Consider the following 12,693-nt stretch of genomic DNA (forward strand, 5'->3'; position numbering starts at 1 on the left):
TGTTCATGTCCACGACGCGGAAATCGGAATAAGGTCGCCACATGGTCACAGCTACTGCACCGGTGCTCACACTCGCCGGAATCGATAAGAGGTTTGGCGCAGTCCAAGCGCTGAAGGATGTCTCAATCGAGGTATTTCCCGGTGAAGTCGTTGCCTTGGTCGGCGATAACGGTGCCGGCAAGTCGACGCTCGTCAAGATCATGGCCGGCGTCTATCAACCGGATGAAGGCGACATGATCTTCGACGGCAACCCCGTGACGGTCAATGGCCCGCGACAGGCCCAAGCGCTTGGTATCGCGACCGTGTTTCAAGACCTTGCTCTGTGCGACAACCTTGATGTGGTGGCGAATCTCTATCTCGGCCAAGAGCTCACCTCAGGTGGTGCGCTCGATGAGGTCGAAATGGAGAAGCAGAGTTGGACGCTGCTGCGCCAACTGTCGGCCAAGATTCCCTCGGTACGCATTGCGATCGCTTCGCTGTCCGGTGGGCAGCGCCAAACGGTAGCGATTGCCCGCAGCCTCGTCGGCAATCCCAAGGTCGTCATGCTCGATGAGCCGACCGCCGCACTCGGCGTGGAGCAGACAGCCGAGGTCCTCAACCTTATCGAGCGCCTGCGCAGTCGCGGTCTTGGTGTCGTGCTGATCAGCCACAACATGGCCGACGTGCAGGCCGTCGCCGACCGGATCTATGTTCTGCGTCTCGGCCGCAATGGTGCCGAGTTCAAAATTAACGAGGTCACCACCGAACAACTCGTTGCCGCGATCACCGGCGCCTCTGACAACGTCGTCACCCAGCGCGCTGGGCGCGCCCATGAGCATGAACCGTTGCCCATTCAGCCAGTCGAGCTGGACAAAGGAGTGGATGAATGAGCGACAACCACAGCCTTTCTGACAGGTCCGACGAGCGACTCGTCCAGAGCGCGACGCCGAAGGCCATGTTCGGCGACTTCATGCGCAAGGTCCGTTCCGGCGACCTCGGCATGGTGCCGGTCATCACTGGACTCATCGTCATCTGGATCGTGTTCCAAACCCAGAACGACAAGTTCCTGTCCGCGCGCAACCTCGTCGAGCTGAGCCTAGACTCAGCCACGATCGGCATGATCGCGGTCGGCGTGGTGCTGATCCTGCTGCTCGGCGAGATCGACCTGTCGATTGGCTCGGTCAGCGGTGTCGGCGGCTCGATCCTCGCGGTGCTGTTGGTCTATCACGGCTGGTCGCTGCCAACTGCGCTGCTCGCCGCCCTTGCTGCGGGCGTTGCGATCGGCGTGTTCTACGGCCTGCTCTATACCGCATTCGGCGTACCCAGCTTCGTGATGACGCTTGCCGGGCTGATGGCATTTCTCGGTCTGCAGTTATTCGTCCTGGGCAAGCGGGGCACCGTCAACCTGCCGCTGAACTCCTATCTGATCGACTTCGCCAACTTCAAGTTCCTGTCGCATCTGGCGTCATACATTCTTGCGGTGCTGGCTGGCGGCATCTATTTTGCCTTCCGCGCCTGGTCGATCCGCAAACGTACCGCGGCCAATCTGTCGGCGCCCTCGATGCTCAGCGTCGCGATCCGTGCAGCTTTGATGATCGCCGGGCTTGTCTATCTGGCGTACTACCTCAATCAGGACCGTGGCATCGGCTACATGCCGTTGTTCTGGGTCCTGACCGTTGTTGTGGTGGATTTGTGCTTGCGCAAGACCACCTGGGGACGGCACGTATTTGCTGTCGGTGGCAACGAGGAAGCAGCACGCCGATCGGGCATCGCGGTCAAGCGAACCTATCTGTCGGTGTTTGCGCTCAGCTCGGGATTCGCTGCGCTCGGTGGGCTGCTGGCTGCCGGACGGCTCCAGTCGGTGGCGCAGACCAGCGGCGGCACCGACACCAACCTCATGGCGATCGCGGCTGCGGTTATCGGCGGCACCAGCTTGTTTGGTGGCCGTGGTTCCACCTACGCCGCGCTGTTCGGCATGCTCGTGTTGCAGTCGATCACCAGCGGTTTGAACCTGATCGGGGTTAATGCCAACGTCCGTTACATGGTCACCGGCGCAGTGCTTCTCCTAGCGGTCACGATCGATTCACTGTCGCGACGGGCACGACAATCCAGCGGTCGAGCCTGATCCAGTGGCAGAGGTCACATTGCCCGGTAGTCTGGCGCGATGGGACGCCATGATTTCGCCACCTCGCAGGACGCCGATCCGGCTGCGCTGACGCGATTCCTGTATGCGGTGCACGATGAGTTTGTCGCCACTGGCACGACGAGCCCTGGCGTTCGCCAGATCGTCGCTGAATCCTGGCAGCGCGGGCTCGACCTAGGGCTGGATCCTGAGCGGGTTCAGGCGCCAATCCGTCTGGATGAAGATGCGTTGGCTGAGGTTCGGGCGGCGCACCCGTTGGCAACGGTCATGCCGGTGATCCGGCGATTGCTGGTGGAGAGTGCCGCCGAAGCCGGTCACGTTGTCGCGGTCAGCGATGCGGCCGGACAGTTGCTGTGGGTTGAAGGTTCAGCGGGCCTTCGTACACGTGCCGAGGCGATGCATTTCGTTGAGGGAGCAGATTGGAGCGAACACGTCGTTGGCACGAACGCTCCGGGCACTGCGCTCGAGCTCGATCAAGCCGTAAGGATCTTTGGTGCGGAGCATCTGTCGCGACAGGTCACCCCCTGGAGTTGCTCGGCCGCCCCGATCCACGACCCCGATACCGGCGCGATCCTCGGCGTACTCGACCTGACCGGCGGCCACGAGGTCGCGTCATTGCAGAGCCTTTCGTTGGTACGAGCGACAGTCGCAGCGGCCGAGGCCGAACTCCGCCTGCATCGGCTGACCGGGCAGATCAGCCAGCGCAAAATCGCGACGTCGGGTTGGACCGGGCCGCGGCTTGACGTGCTGGGAAGCCATGCGGCGACGCTTCGGTATGCCACGACGACGACCCGATTGAGCCTTCGCCACAGTGAGATCCTGTTGTTGCTGTCCGATTCTGAGCAGGGGCTGACCACGGGCCAGCTGGCTGTCGCGCTCAGCGATGAGGAACAAGCAGCGGTGACGATACGTGCCGAACTTTCGCGGCTCCGCCAGATTCTCGGACCGGTCGAATTGTTGTCTCGGCCCTACCGGCTTGGCAATGCTGTCGACAGCGACGTCGCACGCGTACGCGATGCCCTCGGTTCGGGGCAGATCCGGCGAGCGGTCGAGGCCTATCGCGGTCCCGTTCTGCCAATGTCGGTAGCGCCAGGGATCGAGCAGCTCCGCGCCGACCTGCATCTGCAACTACGTTCGAGGTTGCTTGCCGATCGCGATGCCGATGCGATGCTGACCTTTGCCGACACGGCCCACGGGCGTGATGATTATGAGATTTGGGCAGCGATCAGAGACATCCTGCCTGAAGGTTCGCCACGCTACGCGCAGGTCGTGGCGCATTGCGACCGACTCGATGTTGACCTCGGCTGACGGGGCTAGGTGCAAATCGCTGTTACAGTTTTGTCGACATTCTGTGCGCGATAACGTCGAGCACGGTCGAAAGGTGAACTGGAGGACGTATGGGTGATTTGGGATATTCGGTCAAAGTCTTCCGCCAGATCGGACTCTTGAAGCCGCAACTACCGCATCGGCTGCTTGCCGCCGGTCTTGAATTGCGCAAATGGGGTCCCGGCTTTCCGTCCGCCGTAGGTGCCGCTGCCGCTCGCTTCCCGCAGCAGACTGCGATCATTGACGACGCCGGTGAATTGACCTGGCGCGAAGTCGCTGACCAAGCAAATCAGCTCACTCAGGGTTTGAAAGACCGTGGCCTTGAGCCCGGCGATTCGGTTGCGCTGCTTGCCCGCAATCACCGTTACATCGTGATTGCTGCGGTGGCGATCATGCAGGCCGGCGGACGTATTCTCCTGCTCAACACGATGGCGAGTGCCTCGCAATTGGGCGATCTCGTCAAGCGCGAGGACGCGAAGTTCGTTGTCCTCGATGAGGAGTTCCTTTCGGTCGGTGAGAAGGTCGACCGCGAGAAGTTGATCCTCGGCTGGGTCGATGCACAAAAGCCGGCAGATCTGCCAAGCCTTATCGAGTTGTCGGAAGACCAGCCGACGAAGAAACACCCCAAACCCGCGCGTCACGGCTCGATCATCATCTTCACCTCCGGTACGACCGGTCTGCCCAAGGGTGCCAAGCGTGAAGAGCCGGAGAACCTCAAGCCGCTGTTGGCGTTCTTCGGCTCGATTCCCTATCGCGGCAACAAGACTGTCGTTCTGGCGGCGCCGTTATTCCACTCCTGGGGACTCATCAACTTCGGCTTCGGCTTGTCGACCGTCCCGACGTATGTATTGCGTCGCCGTTTCAATGCGGTGCAGACGATCAAAGACATCGAAACGTACAGGGCTGATGTGCTGGTTGTCGTGCCGCTGATGATCCAACGGCTTGTCGACATCGATCCAGAGATCCGAAAGGCCACCGACACGAGTTCACTGCGGGTCACCGCCAGTAGTGGCTCGGCACTCGCCGGTGAGTTGGCGACCCATTTCATGGACCTTTACACCGATTCGATCTACAACTTCTACGGCGCGACCGAGACCGGCTGGGTCACGATTGCTTCGCCTGAACAGTTGCGTGCTGCGCCGGGCACCGCGGGCACGCCGCCGTACCGGACGACAGTCGTGATTCTCGATGCGGACGGTAATGAGATGGCGCAGGGCGAGACCGGGGTCATCCACGTCGGCAACGACATGCCATTCGGCGGCTATACCGATGGCAATACGAAGGCGTTTGCCAATGGCCTGATGAATACCGGCGACCTGGGCTATTTCGATACCGAGGGGCGACTGTTTGTGTCGGGCCGCGATGACGACATGGTTATTTCCGGCGGTGAGAATGTCTTCCCGCGCGAGCTCGAGGACGTGCTGATCGACCATCCGTCGGTTGCCGATGTCGTCGTGGTCGGCGTACCGAACAAAGATTGGGGACAATGCCTTGCCGCCTACATCGTCGTACGCGAGGGGCGGACGATCACCGAGGCCGAAATCATTGAGTATGCCAAGCAGCGGGTCGCTCGTTTCGCCGTCCCGCGCAAGCTGTTGTTCCTCGACGACCTGCCGCGCAATCCAACCGGCAAAGTTATGAAGCGAGAACTGCCAGAATTCAGCTAACCTACCGAGCATTCGGGCACGATTGTGGCAGGCTAACCTTCGTGGACACAACGTATGCGCCCAAACCGGACGATCAGCCCGATCCCGGCGAAATCGTTTGGGCTTGGGTTCCCTACGAGGATGATCCATCCCAAGGCAAGGACCGGCCGGTGCTCATCATCGCCAGAGACAATGATCACCTGATCGGACTGATGTTGACCTCGAAAGACCATGATCGCGATCAGGATCAAGAGGAACGTTCCGGTCGTTATTGGTGCGATATCGGCTCGGGTAGCTGGGATTCCCAGGGGCGGCTCAGCGAGGTCCGGACCAATCGCTTGATCCCGCTTGACCCCGCCGCGATCCGGCGGGAGGGCGCGGTTCTTGACGAAGCGCGCTATGACACCGTAATCGCCGAGGTGCGTCGTCGAACACCTGAAGTGTTCGATGTCCAGCGAAATTAAAGCCGTCGAAATTAACCCGGTCGACCGCTTCCAGCGCAACCACCCAGTGCTCGGCTTCCCGATCGCGGTGATCTACAAATACTTTGACGACCAAGGTGCTTATCTAGCTGCGATCATCACCTATTACGCCTTCATCGCGATCTTCCCGCTGCTACTCCTGGGCTCCTCGATCCTTGGATTCTTCCTGCAGAACGATCCCGATCTGCGTGATCGGTTGCTCAACTCTGCGCTCAGCCAGTTCCCGATCATCGGCGATCAGCTCGGCCGGCCCGAGGGGCTGAACGGCAGCACCACCGCGATCGTCGTCGGTGTTGTCGTTGCGACCTATGGCGCTATGGGGCTCGGCCAGGCGTGCCAGAACGCGGCTAACGTGGCGTGGTCGGTGCCACGCAACAGCCGGGCCAATCCTTTCCTTATGCGCTTCCGCTCGATCATTTTCCTCGTCATCGGTGGGGTCGGGATTCTCGCCGTTGCGATCGTGACCTCGTTGTTGGCCAATCCGGGCAGCTTTGGCGGCGGCATGTCGAGTGAACTCGGTATTGTCATCCGGTTCGCTGGCTTCGTTCTGAGCGTCGTGATCTTCGTCGGCCTGTTTCGGCTGGTCAGTTGGGGGCGGGCCGGCATCCGGTCGGTCTTCCCCGGTGCCTTCGCCGCAGCCGTCATGTGGCAACTGTTGCAGTTCATCGGCAACACCTACGTCACGAATGTGATTAGCAAGGCCAATGAGATGAATGCGACCTTCGCGCTCGTCCTCGGCCTTATCGCGTTCGTCTATGTCGCGGCGGTCATGGCGGTGTTGGGTTTGGAGCTCAATGTGGTGCTTCGGCGCAAGCTCTATCCACGGGCACTGCTGACCCCGTTCACGGACAATGTGTCGCTGACTGCGGCCGACCAGCGGGCTTATTCGAGCTATGCCAAGTCCCAGCGGCACAAGGGTTTCCAGTCCGTCGAGGTGAGGTTCGACAAAGCGGAGCAAGAACCGCCCGAGGCTCCGCCAAAATGATGCTTGCACTTTGACTACATACTCGGTATACATAGTAGGCGTATACCGAGTATGTAGGAGTTCGTTGTGTCAGTTCGTTCCGGAATTTTGGCCCTTTTGAGTGAGGGCCCGATGTATGGCTTTCAGCTGCGCTCGGAGTTTGAGAAGCGCACCGGCGGCACCTGGCCGCTCAATGTCGGGCAGGTCTACACAACCCTTTCGCGGCTGCAACGCGATGGTCTGGTTCTCACCGCCGGTGAGCCCGATGCAGAGGGCCGTATCGCCTACCAGCTGACCGGCACCGGTGCTGGCGAGGTGCGCGATTGGTGGCGCTCGCCGGTCGATTCGGGCGACGACTCGCGCGACGAGCTCGCGATCAAGCTGGCGCTCGCCGTGTCGCTCGCTGATGTTGATGTCAAGGACATCATCCAGACGCAGCGCGTCACGACAATCCAACACCTGCAGGATCTCACCAAGCTCAAGAAACAGGCCGAGGCGGAGGGTGATCTTGCGTGGCAGTTGGTCGTCGACAAACTCTCCTTCACCGCCGAGGCCGAGACCCGGTGGCTCGATCACGTGGAGACGATCGTCAGCAAAGCCGCCGCACAACGCACTTCGGGGGCGAAAGCATGAGCAATCCAGTCATCCAGATGATGAAGGCCGGCAAGTCGTACGGCGATGGGGCCACCCGCGTACGTGCACTGTCGGACATCGACCTGACCGTCTCCGAGGGTGAACTTGTTGCCATCATGGGGCCTTCGGGCTCTGGCAAGTCGACCCTGTTGACGCTGGCCGGCGGTCTGGAGCAGCCAACCGGCGGTGAAGTCATGATCCTTGGCCAGTCAGTGACTGGACTCGGTGCTGCCGCGCTGGCCAAGCTCCGTCGGCGCAGCCTTGGCTATGTCTTCCAGGATCTCAACCTGATCCCCTCGCTGTCCGCGGTGGAGAACGTCGCTCTTCCGCTTGAGCTCGACGGGACCGGCACCCGTGCGGCCCGGGATGAGGCGATGGTGTCACTCAGCAGTGTTGGCTTGGCTGACCTCGCTGGCCGTTTCCCCGATCAGCTCTCGGGCGGACAGCAGCAGCGAATCGCGATCGCACGGGCACTTGTCGGGCCTCGCAAGGTACTGCTGGCCGATGAGCCCACCGGCGCGCTCGACTCACAGACCGGCGAGTCGGTACTCAAAGCGTTGCGCGAACGCATCGACGCAGGCGCAGCCGGCATCCTCGTCACGCACGAGGCTCGCCATGCAGCGTGGGCCGACCGCGTGATCTTCTTGCGTGACGGTCAGGTCACCGATTCGACACATTCGTCGGGGGAGACTGGCAGGCCAGTCCTGAGCATCAAGTCGGAGACGGCATGACCAGGTTCATTCCGGTCTGGCGGGCTTCGCTGCGACTCGCGGTTCGCAGCATTACCCGCGCCAAGGGGCGGAGCGCTCTCGTCGCGGTGATGGTTGGCGCCCCCGTGCTGCTGACGGTGATGGTGACGACGCTTGTTTTGACGAGCGAGATTTCGCCGCGCGAGAGCATCGCGTCGACGATGGGGTCGACCCAAGCCAGCGTGATCTATCAGTCGACCAAACCGATCAGTCAGAACGACCGCGGCGATTTGCTCTCAATGCAGAACAACAGCACCCCGTCCGAACAGCAGATCAATGATGTCGGAGAAAAATTGGCTCAACTGGCCGACGCTTCGGTGATTCCGGTCAACAACACAATTGTCAGAGTCAAAGGCAGCGATGATGGCCGCTTCGGTGTTCTTCAGGTCGACTTGACTCGACCCGGCACCCGCGGACTCGTCACTGCGGACGACGGTCGTCTGCCAGCAGCCGCGAACGAGGTGATCGTCAGCCGAGCCATCGCCGCCGATCCGCACTATGGTATCGGTGACAAGATTCAGCTTGATAACGGCACAAATCTTACGATCGTGGGAATTGGCCGGATCGAGTCACCGGTTGAGAACTCGGGTGAATTCGATGCCGCCGTGCTCCCGACGACGGCGCTCGCGGCGACACCCGGCCGGACTTATCCGCAGAGTGTGCAATTTCTGATCGATCGCAAGGCCCCGGTCACGCGCGATCAAGTCAAAGCACTGAACCAACAAGGCTTTCTCGTCGCCTCGCGTGCACTGTTCGACAACTCCCCGGCTATCGACCTCGGCCCTAATGCCGCCCTCGTTCGCATCATCGTTATCGCGATCATGATCGAGGTGGTGCTGCTAGCCGGGCCGGCGTTCGCCGTCGGGGTCCGACGCCAACGCCGTGAGCTGGCTTTGATCGCGGCGGCGGGCGGATCTCCGCGTGATATCCGTCGCGTCGTCATCGCCCAGGCAGCAGTTCTTGGCCTGGGTTCTGGCGTCATCGGCGCTGCCGCTGGCCTTGCGGTCTCGAGAATCATCTATGGGCTGGGCATTCCGGCCCTGCGGGATGCATTCGGCCCGTTCGAATGGTCCTTCCTGTTGTCCGTGGTGACGGTCCTGCTCGGCGCTACTGCCGCGATGATCGCCGCGTACGCTCCGGCGCGTCAGGTGAGCCGCGAACCGCTCCCGACCGTGTTGGCCGGCCGGCGGATCGAGGCCGGTGCACGATCGGGCTGGCCCCTCTTCGGACTGATTCTGACGATCGCTGGCGTGTATGTGTCGCTGCGTGCCTCACGCGGTGACAACACCGAGACGGGTATCGCTTATGGCGCGATCTTGGTCGTGGTTGGTGTTGTGTTCCTGACCCCGACGCTGATCCGCCTGATCGCCAGGCTGGCTCCGACACTGCCCTTGTCGTTGCGTCTCTCGCTGCGCGACACCGCACGGCACACTGCACGAAGCGCTCCGGCGATCGCTGCGGTCATGGCTGCCGTGGCGGGCGTCGTTGCGCTTGGCATCGGCGGAAGCAGCGACGACCAGCAAAGCCGGCAGGATTATGCCTACTCCGTGCCCAATGGCGTCGGCGTGATTTATATGGGCGACGATTTTGGGTCGGTCAGTGCGAAAGTCCAATCGATCATCCCAGGCCGCACCCTGACACCGCTGCTCACTGCCGGCGCGAGCGAAAACCAATCGGTCGATGTCCGTAAGCCGGGCTGTACCAATTCTGATGATTGCGACTGGAAGGGGCTCTATTCCTACGATGCATCATTCGTGGACCGCAACACGGTCGCGCAGATCGCGGTGGCAGATCCAGCAACTCTTCAAGCCTGGGGTGTCGATCTGACTGCGGCCCAGACCGATGCGCTGATGCACGGCAAAGCTCTGGCCGCTACTACCGAGGACACTGGCCCGGGGCATACGCTCGCTGTTCGCGTCATCTCGTCAGACTCACCCGATGGCGCGAGCGAGGACGAAGTTGGCAAGACGCCGGCCCATACGGTGGAGGTCGTTAAAGCCAATCTTGGCCTCGGCAAGACACCGACCGGACCTGAACCAGTTGCCGCTGATCTCGTGCTCTCTCCAGCGACGGCCAAGGCTTTTGGGATCGAGCCGGCACCCTACGAGGCACGCATCAGCGGAACAGTCACTCCCGCGCAAGAAAAGCTGCTCAAATCAGCCTTCGCGCCCGCCTCCAGCTCGGTGACTCGGTCGGTGAGTTCATTCACCATTGAGCGGGGCTACGAAAGCTCGAATAACGTGGTGCTGCTTGTGCTTGCTATCGCGGGCGGACTCGCCGTTCTGATCGGGACATTGAGCGCGACGGGTCTGGCACTCAACGACGCTCGCCCCGATTTCGCGACGCTCAACTCGATCGGTGCCGCACCGCGTACGAGGCGGCTCATGGCCGCGGCCCAGGCGCTTACGATCGCCGTCATCGGCGTGCTCCTTGGTCTTGCGGTCGGGCTCCTGCCCGGAATTCTTGCGGCCCGATCCCTGACCTACAACGGGGGCAACGGGACGAATGTGATCGTCCTGCCGTGGGCCCTATTCGCCGTGCTTATGGTGCTGGTTCCGCTGCTCGCGGCTGGCGCGTCGGGGCTATTCATCCGCAACAATCCGATCACGATTCGCAGACTGGCCGACTGAAAGCGATCCAGGGGGAATCCATGACAATGAGAGTCAATCGTCGAATGAAATTGCGCGCCAAACGAGCGCTCCTCGTGCTAATCGACGAGCGCCGAGCCGATCGGGCGCGGCGTGAAGCGCGGAGTGGAATTCGGTCCGCGCGAGGTTCACACTAGTGTTGTCCCTGCAGGGAGAAACCGTGCTGAACACCGAGAAGAGGAACGCCATGCCCACGGGCCAAGTGAAGTGGTACGACGCCGACAAAGGATTTGGCTTTCTGAGCCAGGAAGACGGTCCGGACGTCTACGTACGCGCTGAGGCGTTGCCGGCCGGAACAGCTGCGCTCAAGGCTGGCGCTCGCGTCGAATTTGGCATTGTCCAAGGCCGCAAGGGTGATCAGGCTCTGCAGGTGCGGCTGCTTGATCCGGTTGCTTCGGTGTCCAAATCGCAGTCCCAAGCGCGACGCAAATCGCCCGAGGACATGGCCGTCATCGTCGAGAATTTGATCGTGTTGCTCGACGGGGTCGGCGAAGGCTACCGACATGGCCGGCACCCAGAGAAGAGGGCCGGGAAGCAGACTGCGACCTTGCTGCGCGCACTCGCGAGCGAACTCGAACTCTAACTCCACTCCCCAAGATTTGGCGGGAATCATCCCGTTTTTGCTTAAAAAATCACGGGAAATGGCGCTTTATCCACCAAATTTTGGGGACTGGGTTGCTGGCGTTTGCAGTCGTATGCGGCTGAGCACAAAAGCCAGCCAGCCGAGAAGGATCGCGGCCATCAAGAGCAGCCCGATTCGTGGACCGGCGTTGATCGTGAACAGGCCAATTCCGATGAGTCCGCCAACGACCCAGAACAATTGCAGCAGGGTTTCGGAGCGGGCGAACATGCTGGTGCGGACATCTTCACGAACATCACGCTGGATGAGCGCATCGAGGCTGAGTTTGCCGAGCGATTGACACAATCCGACGGCCAGCCCAAGAATCACGGCGGTCCACCAGGTGAAGAAAATCGCGACGATCGTGACGACTGCGGCGTCCAGAATCAGCACCGCAGCCACGACGCGCTCAGGCCGACGCGGCTTAGCCACCGAGCCGATCAGTGTGCCGATTGTGCTGCCCGCTCCGGCGCCACCAATCACGAGGCCGAGCAGGATGGTGGCGTTGCCCGACCAGCCGACCGAAGCAGGTGGCTCGCGCAAGGTGAACGCCATAAAAATGGTCAGGAAGCCAGTCAGTAGCCGCAGGCCAGCATTGCTGCGGAGTGCGTTGACAACCGGATGGCTGATCACGAGTCCCTTGCGTGGTGCATCAATCAGGTCAGACATTTCGATCTGCTCTTCACCCTGACTCGAATCGACCCGGGCTGGCAGCAGAATCGCCAAAATAGTGCCGAGGACGAATAACAGTGCGGCATAACGCAGCGCCCACGGCGCACCGATTGCGGCGGCGCCGATCGCAAGTGGCGCCGAAATAGCGGCTGCCGCAGTCCCGGTGAGCGAGATGCGAGAGTTTGCCTTGACTAAGGTGAACTCATCGGGCAGCAACCGAGGCACGGCGGAGGCGCGGGTGACGCCGTATGCCTTGGACGAGACCAGACAACCGAGGGCGGCAAGATAAAACGTCGCAGATTCATCGACGACCGCGCCAGCTAATACCCAGCAGCAGAACGCGCGTAGCGCGAGCGTCGCACCGATCGCCCAGCGTCGGCCGCGCCGGAAACGGTCAAGGAACGGCCCGATCAACGGTGCGACGATCGCGAACGGCAGCATCGTCAGGACGAGAAAAAGTGCGACCTGACCGGTGGCATCATCGGTTGGCACGGTGAAGAACAGCGTTCCGGCCAGTGAAATCGCGACCGCGGCGTCGCCGGCGGTGTTGAACGCGTGCAGTTCGAGGAGGCGAGAAAATCCGCTCTCGCCAGCACCACCGGAATGGGTGAATCGGCGGGCGCCAGTGAACGCAGCATTGCCGCCACGAGCGATCACACGGCCCGTTCCCGAAGCGGCTCGGCGCGCGGTATTCGCTTTTGTTGGCTTGGGTGGAGCGACCGGACCGGTTGACTGCTGCTCGGGCTCCTCCATGTCTCTATCCTGCACCAGAACAAGCGGTGAGTTGTCGCTACCTCGCCGGTGATACCCCACACACTCCAATGACACCGAC

Annotated in this window: 11 protein-coding genes; 10 read left to right on the forward strand and 1 reads right to left on the reverse strand. The window is 61.5% G+C overall.

Features of this window, described 5'->3' with window-relative positions; all coding sequences use genetic code 11:
- The first annotated feature begins 41 nt into the window (after positions 1–41).
- The 10 genes from AC2YB9_RS03775 (at position 42) to AC2YB9_RS03820 (ending at position 11,153) form a co-directional block, all read left to right on the forward strand.
- Positions 42–869 (forward strand): ATP-binding cassette domain-containing protein, encoded by an 828-nt coding sequence (locus AC2YB9_RS03775; RefSeq protein WP_487267424.1) that lies wholly within the window; start codon positions 42–44, stop codon positions 867–869.
- Positions 866–2,104 carry a sugar ABC transporter permease gene (locus AC2YB9_RS03780; protein WP_487267425.1) on the forward strand — a complete coding sequence of 413 codons (1,239 nt, stop codon included), beginning with the start codon at positions 866–868 and terminating at the stop codon, positions 2,102–2,104. Before AC2YB9_RS03775 ends, AC2YB9_RS03780 begins: the two co-directional genes overlap by 4 nt.
- A gap of 39 nt (positions 2,105–2,143) precedes the next feature.
- A complete protein-coding gene (locus tag AC2YB9_RS03785) occupies positions 2,144–3,430 on the forward strand; it encodes an AfsR/SARP family transcriptional regulator (protein ID WP_487267426.1) in 1,287 nt (428 codons plus the stop codon).
- A gap of 89 nt (positions 3,431–3,519) precedes the next feature.
- Complete coding sequence (locus AC2YB9_RS03790; protein WP_487267427.1) at positions 3,520–5,115, forward strand: AMP-binding protein; 1,596 nt, start codon at positions 3,520–3,522, stop codon at positions 5,113–5,115.
- A 41-nt stretch (positions 5,116–5,156) separates the two neighbouring features.
- Entirely contained in the window at positions 5,157–5,558 is a 402-nt protein-coding gene (locus AC2YB9_RS03795) for a type II toxin-antitoxin system PemK/MazF family toxin (protein WP_487267428.1), read from the forward strand.
- A complete protein-coding gene (locus AC2YB9_RS03800; RefSeq protein ID WP_487267429.1) occupies positions 5,542–6,561 on the forward strand; it encodes a YihY/virulence factor BrkB family protein in 1,020 nt (339 codons plus the stop codon). The genes AC2YB9_RS03795 and AC2YB9_RS03800 overlap by 17 nt, the downstream gene beginning before the upstream one ends.
- Before the next feature lie 66 nt (positions 6,562–6,627).
- Complete coding sequence (locus AC2YB9_RS03805; RefSeq protein ID WP_487267430.1) at positions 6,628–7,173, forward strand: PadR family transcriptional regulator; 546 nt, start codon at positions 6,628–6,630, stop codon at positions 7,171–7,173.
- On the forward strand, positions 7,170–7,904 hold the full coding sequence (locus tag AC2YB9_RS03810) for an ABC transporter ATP-binding protein (protein WP_487267431.1): 735 nt from the start codon (positions 7,170–7,172) through the stop codon (positions 7,902–7,904). The genes AC2YB9_RS03805 and AC2YB9_RS03810 overlap by 4 nt, the downstream gene beginning before the upstream one ends.
- Positions 7,901–10,552 (forward strand): ABC transporter permease, encoded by a 2,652-nt coding sequence (locus AC2YB9_RS03815; protein WP_487267432.1) that lies wholly within the window; start codon positions 7,901–7,903, stop codon positions 10,550–10,552. The genes AC2YB9_RS03810 and AC2YB9_RS03815 overlap by 4 nt, the downstream gene beginning before the upstream one ends.
- A 205-nt stretch (positions 10,553–10,757) precedes the next feature.
- A complete protein-coding gene (locus AC2YB9_RS03820) occupies positions 10,758–11,153 on the forward strand; it encodes a cold-shock protein (protein WP_487267433.1) in 396 nt (131 codons plus the stop codon).
- Between the two features lie 66 nt (positions 11,154–11,219).
- Here the strand turns inward: AC2YB9_RS03820 and AC2YB9_RS03825 are convergent, their stop codons facing one another.
- Positions 11,220–12,614 carry an MFS transporter gene (locus AC2YB9_RS03825; RefSeq protein ID WP_487267434.1) on the reverse strand — a complete coding sequence of 465 codons (1,395 nt, stop codon included), beginning with the start codon at positions 12,612–12,614 and terminating at the stop codon, positions 11,220–11,222.
- Between the last annotated feature and the right edge of the window lie 79 nt (positions 12,615–12,693).

It is taken from the genome of Aeromicrobium changchenzhani (assembly GCF_057586615.1).